Origin of the sequence: Agrobacterium fabrum str. C58, from assembly GCF_000092025.1 — a bacterium.
In the GTDB taxonomy this organism is placed as follows: domain Bacteria; phylum Pseudomonadota; class Alphaproteobacteria; order Rhizobiales; family Rhizobiaceae; genus Agrobacterium; species Agrobacterium fabrum.
The window spans coordinates 66,328-82,745 of record NC_003064.2; the positions used below are offsets into that span (position 1 = coordinate 66,328).

Annotated in this window: 12 protein-coding genes and 2 pseudogenes; 8 read left to right on the forward strand and 6 right to left on the reverse strand. The window is 57.7% G+C overall.

The annotated features are described in order from the left end of the window. Positions 1-20: 20 nt before the first annotated feature. The 4 genes from ATU_RS24280 to ATU_RS24295 form a co-directional block, all read right to left on the reverse strand. Complete coding sequence (locus ATU_RS24280) at positions 21-1,640, reverse strand: ABC transporter ATP-binding protein (protein ID WP_010974332.1); 1,620 nt, start codon at positions 1,638-1,640, stop codon at positions 21-23. Beyond that, positions 1,633-2,499 carry an ABC transporter permease gene (locus ATU_RS24285; RefSeq protein WP_170063832.1) on the reverse strand — a complete coding sequence of 289 codons (867 nt, stop codon included), beginning with the start codon at positions 2,497-2,499 and terminating at the stop codon, positions 1,633-1,635. The genes ATU_RS24280 and ATU_RS24285 overlap by 8 nt, the downstream gene beginning before the upstream one ends. Before the next feature lie 95 nt (positions 2,500-2,594). After that, the gene (locus ATU_RS24290) at positions 2,595-3,509 is read right to left on the reverse strand and encodes an ABC transporter permease (RefSeq protein WP_010974334.1); all 915 of its coding nucleotides are present in this window, start codon (positions 3,507-3,509) and stop codon (positions 2,595-2,597) included. 195 nt (positions 3,510-3,704) lie between these two features. Next, a complete protein-coding gene (locus ATU_RS24295) occupies positions 3,705-5,222 on the reverse strand; it encodes an ABC transporter substrate-binding protein (protein ID WP_010974335.1) in 1,518 nt (505 codons plus the stop codon). A gap of 351 nt (positions 5,223-5,573) precedes the next feature. Here ATU_RS24295 and ATU_RS24300 point away from each other — a divergent pair, with 351 nt between their 5' ends. The 3 genes from ATU_RS24300 to ATU_RS24310 are packed head-to-tail and all read left to right on the forward strand — an operon-like array spanning position 5,574 to position 8,851. Beyond that, positions 5,574-6,764 (forward strand): sialidase family protein, encoded by a 1,191-nt coding sequence (locus tag ATU_RS24300; RefSeq protein WP_010974337.1) that lies wholly within the window; start codon positions 5,574-5,576, stop codon positions 6,762-6,764. A gap of 3 nt (positions 6,765-6,767) precedes the next feature. Next, positions 6,768-7,733, forward strand: coding sequence for a 4-hydroxythreonine-4-phosphate dehydrogenase PdxA (gene pdxA, locus ATU_RS24305; protein ID WP_010974338.1), 966 nt, complete (start codon positions 6,768-6,770; stop codon positions 7,731-7,733). After that, a complete protein-coding gene (locus tag ATU_RS24310) occupies positions 7,730-8,851 on the forward strand; it encodes an iron-containing alcohol dehydrogenase (RefSeq protein WP_010974339.1) in 1,122 nt (373 codons plus the stop codon). The genes pdxA and ATU_RS24310 overlap by 4 nt, the downstream gene beginning before the upstream one ends. A 60-nt stretch (positions 8,852-8,911) precedes the next feature. On the opposite strand, the gene ATU_RS24315 is transcribed toward ATU_RS24310, so the two are convergent. Next, a complete protein-coding gene (locus ATU_RS24315) occupies positions 8,912-9,616 on the reverse strand; it encodes a FadR/GntR family transcriptional regulator (RefSeq protein WP_010974340.1) in 705 nt (234 codons plus the stop codon). 3 nt (positions 9,617-9,619) lie between these two features. Further along, positions 9,620-10,648, reverse strand: a complete 1,029-nt coding sequence (locus ATU_RS24320) for a four-carbon acid sugar kinase family protein (protein ID WP_010974341.1) — start codon at positions 10,646-10,648, stop codon at positions 9,620-9,622. A gap of 255 nt (positions 10,649-10,903) precedes the next feature. Between ATU_RS24320 and ATU_RS27015 the strand changes: the two are divergent. The 5 genes and pseudogenes from ATU_RS27015 to ATU_RS24345 all read left to right on the forward strand — a co-directional run. Next, positions 10,904-11,106 (forward strand): annotated as a pseudogene (locus tag ATU_RS27015) (transposase); the annotation flags it as partial. Positions 11,107-12,179: 1,073 nt separating this feature from the next. Then, positions 12,180-13,241, forward strand: a complete 1,062-nt coding sequence (locus ATU_RS24330) for a LacI family DNA-binding transcriptional regulator (RefSeq protein ID WP_010974344.1) — start codon at positions 12,180-12,182, stop codon at positions 13,239-13,241. A 45-nt stretch (positions 13,242-13,286) separates the two neighbouring features. Beyond that, a pseudogene (locus tag ATU_RS24335) lies at positions 13,287-14,533 on the forward strand (ABC transporter substrate-binding protein). Between the two features lie 65 nt (positions 14,534-14,598). After that, a complete protein-coding gene (locus ATU_RS24340) occupies positions 14,599-15,534 on the forward strand; it encodes a carbohydrate ABC transporter permease (protein ID WP_010974345.1) in 936 nt (311 codons plus the stop codon). After that, complete coding sequence (locus ATU_RS24345) at positions 15,531-16,409, forward strand: carbohydrate ABC transporter permease (RefSeq protein ID WP_010974346.1); 879 nt, start codon at positions 15,531-15,533, stop codon at positions 16,407-16,409. The genes ATU_RS24340 and ATU_RS24345 overlap by 4 nt, the downstream gene beginning before the upstream one ends. Positions 16,410-16,418 lie beyond the last annotated feature (9 nt).

The window sequence follows — 16,418 nt, forward strand, 5'->3', positions numbered from 1 at the left end:
TCTATACTCCGGTCATTCAATCAGGAAATGCTTGCGAGGCGAGCATTCCGGTTGGCCGCCTGGACGTCCGGGTCAGGGTCGAGGGTGGCGGAAATCAAGGCTTGTGTGTAGCGCTGTTGCGGATTATCGAAGACTTGCGCAACTGTACCGAATTCGACCACCTCACCTTTCTGCATGACCATGACGTAGTCTGCAAAATCGCGCACGAGGGGCAGGTCATGGGCGATGAAGATGAAGGCAATTCCCATCTCTCGGCGCAGCTTGTCGAGCAGCCTCACCACCTGCGCCTGCACCGATACATCAAGTGCCGAAACGGCCTCGTCGCAGACGATCAGTTGCGGCTCAAGCGCAAGTGCGCGAGCAATGGCGATACGCTGACGCTGGCCACCGGAGAACTGATGCGGGTAGCGACCCATATGTTCGGGCGACAGCCCGACCCGTTCCAGCAATTCTGCGGCGCGTGCACGCCACTTCGCCTTGGGCAGAATCTCCGGGTGGATGACCCAGGCCTCGGAGATCAACTGGTAAACCGTCATGCGCGGATTGAGCGATTGGGTCGGGTCCTGAAACACCATTTGCAGGTCGCGGCGCAGCTTGAAGAGTTCACTCGGCGAAAGCGTGAACAGGTCCTGGCCTTTCCAATGCGCCGTGCCGCTATCGGGGTCATCGAGGCGCAACAGAATGCGGGCGAGGGTTGATTTTCCAGAACCGCTTTCACCGACGACAGCAACCGTTTCGCCAGCCTTCAGATCGAAGGAAATGCCCTTCAGCGCTTCGAAACCGCCATAGGACTTGCGAGCGTTCCTGACCTTCAGGATCGGTTCGCCATCGGTAGAAGGCTCATGCAATTGACCCTTGCCGGGAGCAGCGGCGATCAGCTTCTTGGTATATGGGTGCTGTGGGTTGCGGTAAACTTCGCGGACGGTGCCGCTTTCGACCAGCACGCCTTTTTCCATGACAACCACGCGGTCGGCGACTTCCGACACGACGCCGAGATCATGGGTGATGATCAGAACACCCATGCCGGTTTCGCGTTGCAGTTCCTTGAGCAGCGCCAGAACTTCTGCCTGCACCGTCACGTCGAGTGCGGTGGTCGGTTCGTCGGCGATCAGCAGGTTGGGTTTCAGCGCCAGCGCCATGGCGATCATCACGCGCTGTCGCTGCCCACCGGAAAATTCGTGGGGGTATTTGTCGACCGCCTTTTCAGGCTCCGGCAAGGCCACCCGTTTGAACAGACGCAAGGCTTCGACCTGGGCTTGGCGGTTATCGATACCGTGCGTTCTTAGCGCTTCGCGCATCTGCCAGCCGACCGTGTAGACCGGGTTCAAGTGGCTGAGCGGGTCCTGAAAAATCATGGCGATGAGGCGGCCATTGACTGCCCGGCGGTCGTCGGCACTCATTTTCAGAAGATCCTTGCCATTGAGCAGGATTTCGCCGGATGAAATCTTGCCGGGCGGCATGTCGATCAGGTTCATGATCGCAGAGGATGAAACCGACTTGCCTGAACCGCTCTCACCCAGAATGGCGAGCGTTTCGCCACGGTCCACATGGTACGAGATATTGCGCACGGCTTTGACAGTTCCGGTAGCAGTATAAAAATCCACCGAGAGGTTGCGGACCTCCAGCAAATGATCAGCCATTTTTCGGTCCTTTCATTTCCAGGCGCCAGCGCTGGACTGGGTCGAGCGCAATACGCAGCCAGTTGGACAGAAGGTTGAGTGATAGCGTGGTGAGGATGATTGCCAGACCCGGCCAGAAGGACAGCCACCAGGCATTGGTGAGATACTGACGGCCCTGACTGATCATCAGACCCCAGGTGATCTCAGGCGGCTGAATGCCGATGCCGAGGAAGGATAAGGCACTTTCCGCCAGCATGACATAAGCGAAATCCAGCGTCGCCAGGGTCGTGAGCGTGGGCAAAACGACGGGCAGGATGTGGCGGAACAAGATTCGCTTTGAAGACGCGCCCATGACACGTGCCGCCTGCACGAACATACGACTGCGGATCTCCATCACCTCGGCGCGTGTGGTGCGAAGATAGACGGGGATACGCGTAATCGACAGGACCAGCATCAGGTTGAGGATCGAAGAACCCAGAATGTAGAGCACGATTACGGCGACGAGCAGGGAGGGGAACGACATGATGACGTCGGCAAGGCGCATAATGATCTGGCTGGTGCGCTGTGACGAAAAGCCTGCGATCAGTCCAAGCAGCGTGCCAACGACGGCAGATATGAAGACCGCCCCGGCTGCGACCATGATGGTGTTCTGCGTTGCAACAATGATGCGTGGCCACAGCGGCCGCCCCAACGCATCGGCACCGAGCCACATAAACCATTCGCGGCTGAAATCGAACGGCGCGAGGTTGCGGCCTCGCAGGTTCTGTTTGGTGGCGAGTTCGTTGAGCAGGGTAGGGCCGATAATCGCAAGGATGATCACAAGGATGAGAAAGATCGCGGCACAGAGCGCAAATTTATCGGCCCAGAGCATGCGTGCCATGCGCACGAAGGCACTGGCTTCCTCGATGACCGGTTCTTTTGCGGCGCTGTTATCTACGGTGTTGGGGGATTGAATGGCCATGGTTATATCGGTCCTCAGTAGCGAATGCGCGGATCGAGCAAAGCATAAGCAAGGTCGATCACGAGGTTCATGAGGAAGATGGCGAAGGCGGTGACGAGAATTGCCGCCAGCACGACGTTGAAATCGCGCTGCAGGATGCTATCGATCATCAGCTTGCCGACGCCGGGAAAACCGAAGATTGTTTCGATGACGACGGCGCCGTTCAGAAGGCTCGCGGCCTGATCTCCGATGACGGTGATCACGGGGAGCATCGCATTGCGCAGCGCGTGAATGAAGATGATCGGGCCGGATTTGACGCCCTTGGCGCGGGCTGTCTTGACGTAAGCGGACGACAGCGCCGAGATCATTGATCCGCGCACGACCTGCACGATGATGCCGAAGGGGCGCACGAAAAGCACGCAGATCGGCAAAATCCAGTGGGACAATGTGCCTGTACCGGAGGTTGGCAGCCAGGAAAGCTGGATGGCGAACACGACGATAGCAACTATTGCTAGCCAGAAGTCAGGCACTGATGCGCCTATCAGCGAGACCATGGAGGAAAAACGGTCGAAGAAACCGCCGGTGCGGAACGCGGCGAGCGAACCGACGACGATGGCGCAGATGGTCACCAACGTCATGGTGATGACGGCAAGCCACAAGGTCCAGGTGAAGGCTTCAAGGACAACATCGAGGGCCGGGCGGGCCTTACGCAGGCTCTCGCCGAGATCGCCGGTCATGACGTTACCGACATATTGAACGAACTGCACCAGAAGCGGCTGGTCCAGTCCATGCAAGGCGCGAAACTCTGCCTTCATTTCCGCCGAGGCCTCAACAGGAAGAAACAGGGATGCAGGGTCGCCGGTCAGGCGGGAGAGAAAGAACACCATGATCAGAAGCCCTATCAGCGAGATAAGACTGGCGAGGGCGCGTTTGCGGATGAATCTGAGCATTGAGACCTCGATCTAGCTGGAATGGGCGGCGAACGGTTCGCTGTCCACTTCACTTCGACAGGACGATCAATCGCCCTCTTGGTGGATCAGCACAGTGGCAACCGGGTGAGTGCCGCTCTGACCTCTTTTATTGAGGGAGTTCCACCCTGCCCGCATGATCGCGATCGATCAGGGCAGGGTGGTGTTTTTGATTGCCTACTGCTTGAAGCCAATTTCTGAGAGCTGCAGCATGGAGTTGGTGGCGATGGTGGGTTTGAAGTCCAGACGTTCCGAGACGCGTGAGTAACCGACCATGTGGAAGAGGAGGACATCGGCAACAAGATCGTCATGGACATAGGCGATCAGCTGCGACCAGAGCTTTGCACGTTCGTCACCGGTGGCGGCAGATGCGCGTTTGATCAGGTCATCTACGTTCTTGTCGGAAAAGCCCGACTGGGTGCCGTTGGTATCGTATTTGAAGAACATCGTAAACGATGGATCGCCCTTGGAATTGTCGTGCATGGCAGCCACGATCTGCGGGCCGCGACCCTCCTTGAAGGGTTTCGAGTAATAGACCTCATGCTCGGCCACTTCGACGAAGCGCAGCTCGACCTTGAAGCCGACGTCCTGCAGCTGCGCCTGCACGGCTTCCATGATTTCTGTCACATTCGGGAAATTGGCTGTGCGTGCAATGATGGTGATCGGGTTATCGACCGGAACACCCCCAGCCTTGGCTTCTTCAAGCAGCTTCTTTGCCTGATCGGGATCGTAAGGAAAAACTTTGACGTCCGGGTTCCATCCAAGCGTCGTCGGTGGCACCAAGGCGGTTGCGAGAACGGCGTCCTGCGGGACGAGCGTACCGATAAACGCCTGCCGGTCGATGGCAAGGTTCAGCGCCTTGCGAACGCGGACATCGTTGAGCGGCGCGATATTGCCGTCGAGGCGCAGATACACCGTTTCGCTATCGAGGTAGGAGAAGTCCGTCTTGTCGTTGGTCGCATCCACCTGGGAAATCGACGGCGCAAGATCAGCCTCACCGGCTTGAACCATGGCGGCGCGAACGGCTGGATCGGCACGGAACAGATAGGTGGCCTTGGTGACGGCGGGCTTCTTGCCCCAATAATCGTCACGGGCATCGAGAACGATCTGCTGGCCAGGCGTCCAGTTGGACAGCTTGTAAGGGCCGGTGCCGATAGGTTCGCGTACGAATGCCAGCGGCGTGCCGTCCGGAACGATGGTGACGAGCGACAGCAGAAGTGGCAGGATCGGCTGGACCGGATCGACCTTGAAATCGATGGTGTTGTCGTCAACGACCTTCACGTCAAACTTCATGCCGCCGAAATAACGACGAGACTCGCAGATGTTCTTGTCGCTGAAAATTCGGTCGAAACTGTATTTGACATCCTTGGCGCCGAAGGTCTTACCATCGGAGAATTTGACACCCTGACGCAGGTGAAAACGCCAGGCGCTATCGCCGGTCTGTTCCCATTTTTCCGCAAGGCGTGGCATGACGCCCTGTTTGCCGCGCACGTCGAGCTCGGTCAGCGTCTCGCTGACATTCTCCATGATGACGCGACCGATATTGGAGCGTGTCGCCATGCAGGGCTCAAGCAGGTCGGCCTCTTCAGGCAGAACGATTTTGATATCTGTCGAGGCAGCGTTGGCCGGCGCGATGCCGGAGCCGAATGCGAGAACGGAACCTAGAATGGCTCCGAAAAGACGCGAGGTTTTCATGTCATTCTCCTCCCTATAGGTGCAGATCGCACCGCTTATTGTTCACCTCGCGACGGTATCGATGCGACGCGGCTTGAATGCATTCCTCCTTGAAGCCCTATGCGCCACCAGAGATACCTCGTTCTCTTGACGTCGCCATAAGTGGGCTGGCGCAGACCATCGGATTTCTTTGCAAGTTTGTCAAATTAAATATTCATTGCCGTCAGTTCGTGAAAAATTTATACGAATAAAAGGCTTATATTTCATATAGATATTGATAGTAATAGCGGTCAAAATAGAAATTTTTGATACTTTTCAAACTTGACAACTTTATTATTTTTGTGATTTTCGTAGTTGTAAGAGGAGACCGTGATGACGCCTGAGCAGATTGCAACCGTCATGACCGGCAAAGTTGAAGCTGCCGGAAAAGGACGACATGAGGCCGTGCTGGCCTCGCCGATGATTCAGAACCACGCACCCTTCCTGCACCTGGCCGATGATGGCGCGCTCATCTGCGCCTGGTTCGGCGGTACGCTGGAGGGAAAATCGGATATTTCCATCTTCACGTCGGTTCTGGCAGCGGGGTCCAATAAATGGGGCGAGCCGCAGCGGCTGAGTTTCGATCCTGATCATTCCGAGCAGAACCCGGTACTGTTTGCGGCGCCCGGCAATACGCTTTTGCTGTTCCATACGTCGCAGCCATCAGGCAATCAGGATGAATGCCGTATCCGTATGGCGGAGGTTTCGCGCGACGCCTCGGACCCGACTAGGCTGACGGCGGGTGAAGGACTTTATCTCGACCTGCCGCGTGGCTGCTTTGTTCGTGCGCCGCTGACAGTTCGGGCGGACGGTGCATGGCTTTTGCCGATCTTCCGTTGCATCCAGCGTCCGGGCCAGAAATGGAACGGCAGCCATGACCGCGCTGCGGTCGGCATTTCCGAAGATTGTGGCAAGTCCTGGCGTCTGGAGGATATCGACCAGTCCACGGGCTGCGTGCATATGAGTCCCTTGGTGATTGGCGACGAAAAGCTGGCTGCGGTGTTTCGCCGTCGTCAGGCCGATTTCGTCTATCGCACGGAAAGTGCCGATGGAGGTCGCACATGGTCGGCGCCCCAGGCGACCGATGTTCCCAACAACAATTCGTCCATTGCCGCGATCCGTTTAAACGATGGCCGTATCGCGATGATCTGCAATCCAACCAATGCCGCCATGTCGAGCGACCGTCGCGCCTCACTTTATGATGAGTTGGGCGAGGATGACGACCGGCCCGATGCCAACCCCGATGGTGGCTGCGTGCCAATCTGGGGTGTGCCGCGTGCACCCGTCACGGTCTGCATTTCGGAAGATGGCGCAAAAAGCTTTCCGCAGCGGATCACTATAGAAGATGGTCCCGGTACCTGCCTTTCGAATAACTCCATTGACGGTCACAACAAGGAAATGTCCTATCCGTGGCTGCTCGAGGGAGCCGATGGCAGTCTCCACATCGCCTACACCTATTATCGGCGCGCTATCAAATATGTTCGTCTGGCTCCGGGCTGGGCACGTGCGGCAGACGGGAGATAAATTATGAGCAATATCATCGGTATCACCATGGGTGACCCCTGCGGCGTCGGACCGGAAATCACAGTGCGGGCGCTGGCGGAGATGGATGAGGCGGACCGCGCCGCCACGCGCATCTACGGTAACCTGCCAACACTGGAAGCGGCACGCAAGGCGCTGAATGTCGATATCGATCTGGCGCCCTATGTGGTCGATCTGCCGATCGAAGATGCGCCGCTGGCCTGGGGTCAACTGTCGCCGGTCGCCGGTGATGCGGCTTTCCGCTTTATCGAAAAAGCAGTGCGCGATGCCGAGGCTGGAACAATCGGCTGCATTGTGACTGCGCCGATCAACAAGGAGGCGCTTAATCTTGCTGGCCACCACTATGATGGCCACACCGGTATGCTGCGCAGCCTGACCAAATCAGCCGCGGCCTATATGCTGCTGGCCTCGGAAAAACTGAAGGTCATCCATGTTTCCACCCATGTCTCATTGCAGGAAGCAATCCGCCGCGCCACGTCCGAGCGCGTTCTGGCGACAATCAAGGCGGGCAACGACCACCTGAAACGCACTGGTTACGAGCGCCCGCGCATTGCGGTTGCCGGGATTAACCCGCATTGCGGTGAAAATGGCCTTTTCGGCACGGAGGATGACGATCAGATCGCACCCGCCGTCGCCGCCGCCCGAGCCGAAGGCATCGATGCCTATGGGCCGATTTCCGCCGACACGGTGTTCCACCGCGCCTATTCCGGTGGCTTCGATCTGGTCGTAGCGCAGTATCACGATCAGGGGCATATCCCGATCAAGCTTGTCGCCTTCGATACGGCGGTGAACGTTTCCGTGGATCTCACCATCGACCGCACCTCTGTCGATCACGGAACGGCCTTCGACATCGCTGGCAAGGGCATCGCCAATCACGGCAACATGCTGTCCGCCATAGCATACGCCCGCAAGCTCGTGGCTGGCGGCGCTTCCAAGGGAGCGCAGGCATGACCAGCACTCCCACCATCACCCTGCATCAGCCAAAGCGGCTGATTGTCGGTGCCGGAACAATCGGCGACGTCGCCAACTGGGTCGGAGAGGTCTCCTCGACGCTGGTCATTGCCTCGCCGATCACCGGCCGCTTCGTTGACCGTATGAAACTGCCTGGTAAAGTCGCCTTGTTCGATGCCATTCCTGGCGAGCCTGAGATATCCACGCTCGATGCAGCGCTGGCAGCGGCACGCGTGGCCAAACCTGATGTCGTTATCGGTCTCGGTGGCGGTTCGGTGATGGATGTGGCCAAGCTGGTCGCCGCCCTCTGGGATGGCGAACAGACACTTGCCGATGTCGCAGGCCCCAACAAAGTGGCAGGCCGCCGAACCCGGCTGGCGCAGATTGCGACGACAGCCGGCACCGGCTCGGAAGCGGGCATCCGCTCGCTGATCACCGATCCAATCAAGGGCAACAAGATCGCGGTCGAAAGCCCGCATCTGATCGCCGATCTCGCGGTGCTTGACCCTGAATTGACCTATTCCGTGCCTCCTACGGTAACGGCCGCAACGGGCGTGGATGCCATGGCGCATTGCGTCGAAGCCTTCACCAGCAAACGCTCGCATCCGATGATCGACGGTTTTGCCCGCATGGGGTTTCACCTCGTCGGTAAATTTCTGGGTCGCGCGGTACGTGACGGATCGGATCGTGAAGCACGCGAAGGCCTGATGCTGGCTTCCTATTACGGCGGGATCTGCCTTGGACCCGTCAATACGGCGGCAGGTCATGCCATCGCCTATCCGCTTGGAACGCTGCTGCACCTGCCACATGGATTGGCCAATGCAATCGTGTTCCCGCATGTACTGGCTTTCAATCAGCCCGTTGTTTCGGCCAAAACGGCGGAAGTTGCCGAAGCGCTCGGTCTTGGGGCTGGTCTGTCGCAGACACAGTTGCAAGATAGCGCTCGTGGCTTCTGTTCCGATCTTGGGATCGAGATGTCACTTGCGAAACATGGTGCGGCCGAGGCTGATTTGTCGCGCTACGCTGCCGATGCGCATGCCATCCGTCGCTTGATGGACAATAATCCGGCGGATATGAGCGTTGATGACGTCCTCGACGTCTACAAGGCCAGCTTCTAAGCAACGTCAGTACAGCAGGAAAAGGCAGCGCATACGTGCTGCCTTTTTAGTTTGAGCGACCTATTTCTGCGAGGCTTGAAAAAGCCGTCCGCGCGACTCCTGAAGATGCTCGAACATGAGCCTTCTCGCATCGTCCTCTTGGCCATCGGCAATTGCTTTGGCGATAGCCTCATGTTCAGCGAAGACGCGGGTCAGGCCCGTGGCTTCACGACGGATAGACGCACCGTGGAATTTCATGCCAACCGCAATGTGGTCTTTTAGTGCTTCCATTGCAGTGGAGAAATAAGTGTTCTGGGCAGCGCGGGCGATGGCCAGGTGAAACTGAAAGTCGGCGTCCTCACGGTGCGATTGCCTATTCGTGGCATCGCGGAGCAGTTCAAGCGCCTGCCTGATGGCTTTCAGGCTGTCAGCATCGTGACGTGTAGCGGCGGCCGCCGCTGCCGCAGGCTCAAGTGTCAGGCGAAACTCGTAGCAATTCAACAGATCGGCGACATTTTCCAACTGGCCGAAGCCAAGTGGCTGCCGCAGTCCGACGGAGCGCACAAAACTACCCGCGCCACGGCGCGAATAGATCAGGCCCTGATCCCTCAGACGCTTGAGCGCTTCGCGAATGACAGGGCGCGAGACCTCGAACTCAGCGGCGAGTTCGTGTTCGGTGGGCAGACGTTCGTCAGGATTATATGCGCCTGATTTAATAGCGCGCAGCATGCGCTCGAACACGATGTCGGCAAGGCCTTTACGAGCGATTCCGGCTTCCAGTCCCATATATCAACTTGCCTTTCGCAGAACCATGTCTGCAACGATCTTGAGGGTATCTGGATGCCCGAACCCGCCTGATTTGGCAATGATGGTGCGCCCGTTTGCGGATGCGACACTGAGCCCCGGCAGGCATTCACCATGCAGATGCAGCCGAGAAACACCAAGGCTACGCATGACCGCCTCAGCGGTTGCCCCGCCCGAAAGAAGCAGTGTGTCGCTATGCCGGGACAAGTCGCCTTTTAGACCTTCGCCCAGAGCGTCGGCAACCGCCTGCGGGCTAACTCCGTGAGATCCGGGCGTTGCCTGTATCAACGTCAGCGCTGCATCGGCTTCCAGGGCAGCGTTAACATGCCCATTGGGCGCCGCTACATAATGCAGATCAATGGCAGCGCGCAATATGTCGATCTGTTCCAGCGTAATTGGATCACGCGAGCCAATCACGAAGATGGCGCTGCCAGCGGGGATTATCGCCACCTTCGAAAGCGCCCCGTTGGTCATGCGGCCAGCAAGTGCTTCGGCAAGCCCACGCGCACCGATCAAAAGATCGGTGCCATCGCGCTCAGCGGCAGCGAGCGCATTTTCCATGTCGATGTGCGTGCGTGTGTCGGGAGCATTGATACGCACGAGATGCGAACCGAAACGCTCGGCAATCGATATCGGCTTGTCGATACCGTGACCCGCGACGTAACCGAGCTCGACAATACGGTCGAATGTCGGAATGGCAGGTGCAACAAGCGCGCGGGAATAGGGGATGGCGTCGATCTCGGCGACAATATTGCCCTTAAGCCTGGAATCAACCTTCTTGAACAAACGCGTCTTGGAAGGCAAAAAGCTGATAGCTGCTGCTGTTGCGGTTCTCGCCTCATCGGAGCCGATCTCGCGGGTGTTCAGGTTGATCGAGATGATATCTGGCTTGTCCGTAACGATCTGGGCCACTGCCTCCAGATCAAGGGCGATATCTGCGCGAAGGCCGCGTGCGGCAAATGGTGCTGCTGAGTCCAGCGCACCGGTCAAATCGTCGGCAAGAATGGCCAGCATGGCTTTTATCCTATGAAGTTGTTAGCTTTATAATTGCAAAAAACGCTTTTTTGTCAATGATTAATAGATACATCTGGACAAGTCGATGGCAACTTGCAGCCTGGTGAGTGGTTATCTTGTCTTGATGTGACGCTAGAGTATCGAAGGGTCGCTAGTGTCTCAGGGCGGCATTGGTGCAGGGATCGAATTTCAACGTGGTCACCAGCGTGATTGATCCGCAGCCCAAGCTACATAAGCATAATGCCGCCCGCCGTCGCCCTGACATTGGGGCTCGTGTTCAGCCTGCGACTGCGCCACACCGAGGGCTTGCCGGTATCGGTGCTGAGTTGATGCAACTGGATCTCGCCATGCCCGATCACACGACGCTGTGCCGGCGGGCAAGGACATGGGCATGTCGATCGGCGAACGTGCAGGATGGTTACACCTCTCCGGGATTCGTTCACGTCCTTATCGACAGTCGGCGATGGGCCGACCTACCTGTGACTCGACATAGACGACCGGGATTGCGCTTGGAACCCGCGCCCTGAAGTTGGCTGGCTTACACCGGTCGATGTTTTGCGACTGTTGCGAGAGCTAAAGGGGGCCAATTTCGTTGGCGGGGACGTCGTGGTACATTGCCGCGCAGGTAATGTTTACGATCCTTTGCCTTATGGTATCCGGGAGAAGTAGCTGACAGTTCGATCCTCGCGTCTCACTTGGGGTCGCAGGTACGGAATCGTAAATGCGACGATTATCCGGCCGTTGTCGAGAGCAAGGGAGAGTTCGAGCACTAAATGGAGACGGCCCCAAGCTGAGGGTTCTTTTCGGTGTATGACGCAAAAACCCGCCGATCCGCTGTAGGCCCATATTGTTCATTCCGGAAACTTCAAGTTATTGGCCAGTATAACAAATCTAGCGAAATTCGGCTCTATTATAACTCGGTCGTCAGCTCGACTCCGTTCAAGAGCATAGCAATTGGCTGGTGCGCCGTGGGAGCTTAACGGGATGTTTGATGCGCGTCCGCCGCTTTGGAAGATGGCTTATCGAGTTTCGAAATGGACGACCGGACAGCAGCGAGAAATTCTTCCGCAATGCCAGGTGGTCTAAGCGTCTTGGGCCTAACACACCAAATTTCGGAAAAGAGTGTCGGCACGAATGGGCGGTAGACCAAGCCCGCTCTCCGGTAGCTGCTCGCCGCATCGGCGTCTCCAGATTCAACTTGCGTGAAACCCCAGCGTCGAGGGACACCTGGTCCGCTTGAGTGATATTGCCGATATCTCCGATCCGCACAAACTGTTCGCCGTCGAGATCTTTGGGCTGATGTTCTGGCGACCGGCCAGTCTATGACTCGACGGCATTACACAGACTTCTCGCACTCGCGTCGGAAGTTCACTGGAAACCTGAGGATGAGTGGCTCGGTTGCGGGTGAAGCCGATAAGCACAACGACTCATCGAGCTTCAACAACGTTCTTGACAGAGAAAACGTTTTCTCTATTTTGAAAAAACGATTTCTCACATTGGTTTTTGCTGACTATGCACGCTTGGGGACGTAATGCAGGACGCTAAAAATTCCATAATTGATGTGCCGGTAGCAGCACGCGCAACCATCAAGGATGTCGCCTTTGCCGCCGGTGTTTCCATCTCCACGGCGTCCAAAGCCCTAAACGAGCGCGGCCGGATGGCAGCCGAGACCCGTGAACGGATCCAGTCTGTTGCCCAGCAACTGGGATTTCGCCCGAACGCGATGGCGCGAGCTTTGGTCGGGCAGCGCTCATTTACGCTTGGGCTGCTGACCAATGACACCTACGGCCGGTTCACCTTGCCGATTGCTGCTGGCTTGTCTGCGGCCATGGCGGATCGCGGTGTATCTGTTTTTCTCTGCGCCATCGACGACGAGCCTGAGCGGGTGCGGCTTAGTCTGGAGGCGATGGAAGACAAGCGGGTCGATGGGCTTGTCGTCTCGGGCAAGCGTATCGACCGGGTCCTGCCAGTTGATATTCCGACGGTTCACATGCCGGTGGTCTATGTCAACGCGGCCTGCCCGGAGGGTGCTATCGGATTTGTGCCGGATGACGAGGGCGGGGCACATGCTGCGGTTTCACATCTTGTTGGTCTAGGTCGAAAGCGCATCGCGCATGTCACGGGTCCGCGCAGTTTCAGCGCAGTCAGCTTGCGTGAGAAGGGCTGGCGGCGCGCGCTGTCAGAAGCAGCTCTCCCCTGCTTCGGCGACGTGCTGTCCGGCGAGTGGTCCGAAGCATTCGGATACGCCGCCGGACAGCGCTTCGTGGCCAGTCCCATCTCCGAGAGGCCGGACGCTGTGTTCTGCGGCAACGACCAGATTGCGCGCGGTGTGATCGATGCTCTGGCGCTTTCCGGCATCCGCGTGCCGGAGGACATCGCTGTCGTCGGCTTTGACAATTGGGAGATTTTTGCAACGGCGACGCGACCACCGCTGACGACGGTGGATATGGCGCTGAAGGAACTCGGGCGGCAGGCGGGGCTAACATTGCTCGATATGATCGACGGAAAGCCGGTGGAGACCGGCCAGCGTCGTCTGCCCTGTCGTCTGAAAGTGCGTGAATCCTGCGGCTCACCAGCGCCGTGGGCCGAATGAAAATTTAACGGCATCGGGAACGGTGCTATCTGGGAGGAGAAAAGAATGAAAAACTGGATGTTTGGGTTCAGCGCCCTGTTTGCGACAGCGCTCGCGATGCCTCTGTCCGCCAACGCCGACACGTTTACGCTTTGGACGCGGTCGGATAGTTCGACCTTCATGCCGAAGCTCGTCGATGCCTTCAACAAGAGCCAGAAAGAGCATCGCGCGGATTTGCAGATCGTTCCTGTGAACGAACTTGTGCAGAAATACGCGGTTGCGACCGCCGGCGGCACGGCGCCAGATGCGTTGTCGCTGGACCTTATCTACACGCCGGCATTTGCTGCGGCCGGTCAGCTGGAAGACCTGACGGATTTTGCCAAGTCGCTGCCCTATCTCGACACCCTGTCGAAAGCACATATCTCGGTCGGGACTTACAACGATCGCATTTTCGGCATGCCGTTTTCTGCGGATGGTTCGGTTCTGATCTGGAACAAGAAACTCTTCAAGCAGGCGGGTCTAGACCCGGAAAAGGGACCGGCGACCTGGGCTGAGATTCGCGCTGACGCGGAAAGGGTGAATGCGCTCGGGGGTGCAAGGGCTTTTATTTTTCCGGTAATTGCGGTGGCTGCAACATTTTCACCTTCACGCCGCTGATCTGGGCATCAGGTGGGGATATTTTTTCCGCAGATGGCCGACAGGTAACGCTGGATACGCCGCAGATGCGTGATGCAATCGCTTTTTATCAGGGAATGGTGAAGGACAAACTCGTTCCCGCAGGAGCGCAGACGGATACGGGCTCCAACTTCTTTGCTGCCTTCGCCACCGGCAAGATCGGCATTACGCCTTCGGGTTCTTTCGCGATCGGCGCATTGGCCTCGCAAAGCCCGGACCTCGAATACGGTGTCGCACAGCTTCCAGGCAAAGACGGCGGCTCGTCTTCCTTTGCTGGCGGCGATAACTTCGTCGTCTCCAAGGGCACGAAAAAAATGGAAGCGGTCAAGGCGTTCCTGACATTTTCCTACTCGCTCGAGGGGCAGACATTGCTTGCCCGCAACGGCTCGCTGCCTGTGCGCAGCGACATCGCGAAACAGGCGCTCGCCGGTCTGGACTCTCGCTATCTGATCGCCGCCGATGCGATGGCCAAAGGTCGTACACCCTATTCGACGGTTTTCAACGACCTGATCAATTCGGCCAATGGTCCTTGGATCACCATGCTGAACACGGCATTCTTCGGTGGGCCTGACGGGATCGAACCTGCGATCCAGGCTGGGCAAAACGCCATGCAATCGATCATCGATACCGCCCCCTGATATCCATGGTGCCGAGAGGCGGAGCTATCCACCCCGCCTCATTCATCTCATCGGAGAACAGCCTGATGTCGGTTCAAAAGCTGGCGCCTGTCCGCGGTGCGCCCAATGCCCCCTTGCGTCCTCTGCGCAAACCTCGCCGGGATTGGATGGGCCTTCTCTACGTCGCCCCGGCGCTTTTGCTAGTCTTGGTGTTCTTCCTCGTGCCGCTTGGCATGACGGCGTGGATGTCCTTGCATAACTGGCCGTTGATCGGCATGCCGCGCTGGATCGGCTTTGCCAATTACAAGGTGCTGTGGAACGATATCAATTTCTGGAATGCGCTTGCATTCACTATTCGCTACACAGTTGCCGCGACGGTTGGCCTGATGCTGGCGGGCTTTGGGCTTGCCCTTCTGATCGAAAGGCCACGGCCATTCGCGAACCTATATCGCAACGCTTTCTTTCTGCCTGTCGTTATCGGTTTTGCCTCGGCCAGCCTGTTGTGGAGTTGGCTTTCCAATGTCGATAGCGGCCTGTTTTCGCCCCTTGCTGAAACTTTGGGTCTGACGGATGGCCGCGTCAATCTTCTGGCGACGTTCGCACCCTCGTTCTGGTCCGTGACCGCCATGGTGATCTGGAAAATGGCCGGCTTTTACATGGTCATTCTCATGAGCGGATTGCAGGCCATCCCCACCGACTTCATCGAAGCGGCGCGGATCGACGGCGCAAACGCGCTGCAACGGTTCCGCTTCATTACTCTTCCGCTGGTGCGCCGATCCTTCGCCCTCGCGCTGATCCTCTGCATTTCCGGCTCCATGCTGGCCTTCGATCAGTTTTACATCATTCTTGCCGGTGGCCCGCAAAACAAGACGATCACCGCCGTGTACTGGATTTTCAGCCAGTCCTTCGTTTCCTTCCGGCTTGGCTACGGTGCAGCCCTTTCCATGGTGCTGCTCGCCATTCTGGTCGTTCTGAGCATTGTCCAACTGCGTCTGCTGGGCGACAAGGAGCCGACACAATGACGTTGGCGCTAACCTCTGCGACAACGCAGCCAAAGAAGCGCCGGGGCCGCCGTATCGGCTTGTACGTGATCCTGTTTCACATCACATGCATTCTGGTTGGGCTTCTGTTTCTGGCGCCGATTGTTCTCGTGCTGCTGGCATCCTTCCGTCCCCCGGCCATGGCGAGCAGCGGCTTGTTTTCCGTCCAGGGACTGGGCTTTGGCAATTACGGACGGCTCGAGGATTTCGGTGCAGGCATCCTGCATTATGCCGGCAACAGCCTGTTCGTCGCGCTCGCAACGGCCGCTTTCACGATCCTGGTCTCGGTCTTTGCCGGTTACGGGTTTTCTCGCTTTCGCTTTCCCTTCAAACTGGTCGCTTTCGTGTTGATCCTGTCAACGATCATGGTGCCGTTCCAGTCCATCCTGACACCGCTCTTTTTGATCCTCCCCAAGCTCGGACTGCAAAATACCCTGAGTGGCCTCGTCTTCATCTACGTCACGCTGCAATTGCCTTTTTCCATCTTCATGATGCGCAATGCTTTCGATGCCGTGCCGAAGGAGATCGAGGAAGCGGCCCGTATCGATGGAGTAAAGGGACTGCGGGCATTGGTGTACGTCCTCGGGCCATTGGTGTTTCCTGGAATCGTGTCCGTCGGTCTCTTCGCCTTCCTGAACGCGTGGAACGAGTTTCTGGGCGCGCTGGTCCTGTTGACTGATCAGGACCGCTACACGCTTCCGGTGCTCGTGACTGCCGTGCGCTCCGGTCGTTACGGCTCAATTGACTGGGGCGCAGTGCAAGCTGGCGTCACCGTCATGATGATCCCCTGTCTTATCCTCTTCGTCACTCTCCAGCGCTTCTACATCCGCGGCCTTACGGCCGGTGCGGTGAAATGAGCTCAAACT

Coding starts and splice junctions, on each gene's coding strand:
- ATU_RS24310 (WP_010974339.1), top strand. CDS start 7,730: ATGACCAGCACTCCCACCATCACCCTGCATCAGCCAAAGCGGCTGATT.
- ATU_RS24285 (WP_170063832.1), bottom strand. CDS start 2,499: ATGGCACGCATGCTCTGGGCCGATAAATTTGCGCTCTGTGCCGCGATC.
- ATU_RS24330 (WP_010974344.1), top strand. CDS start 12,180: ATGCAGGACGCTAAAAATTCCATAATTGATGTGCCGGTAGCAGCACGC.
- ATU_RS24340 (WP_010974345.1), top strand. CDS start 14,599: ATGTCGGTTCAAAAGCTGGCGCCTGTCCGCGGTGCGCCCAATGCCCCC.
- ATU_RS24315 (WP_010974340.1), bottom strand. CDS start 9,616: ATGGGACTGGAAGCCGGAATCGCTCGTAAAGGCCTTGCCGACATCGTG.
- ATU_RS24345 (WP_010974346.1), top strand. CDS start 15,531: ATGACGTTGGCGCTAACCTCTGCGACAACGCAGCCAAAGAAGCGCCGG.
- ATU_RS24300 (WP_010974337.1), top strand. CDS start 5,574: ATGACGCCTGAGCAGATTGCAACCGTCATGACCGGCAAAGTTGAAGCT.
- ATU_RS24290 (WP_010974334.1), bottom strand. CDS start 3,509: ATGCTCAGATTCATCCGCAAACGCGCCCTCGCCAGTCTTATCTCGCTG.
- pdxA (WP_010974338.1), top strand. CDS start 6,768: ATGAGCAATATCATCGGTATCACCATGGGTGACCCCTGCGGCGTCGGA.
- ATU_RS24280 (WP_010974332.1), bottom strand. CDS start 1,640: ATGGCTGATCATTTGCTGGAGGTCCGCAACCTCTCGGTGGATTTTTAT.
- ATU_RS24295 (WP_010974335.1), bottom strand. CDS start 5,222: ATGAAAACCTCGCGTCTTTTCGGAGCCATTCTAGGTTCCGTTCTCGCA.
- ATU_RS24320 (WP_010974341.1), bottom strand. CDS start 10,648: ATGCTGGCCATTCTTGCCGACGATTTGACCGGTGCGCTGGACTCAGCA.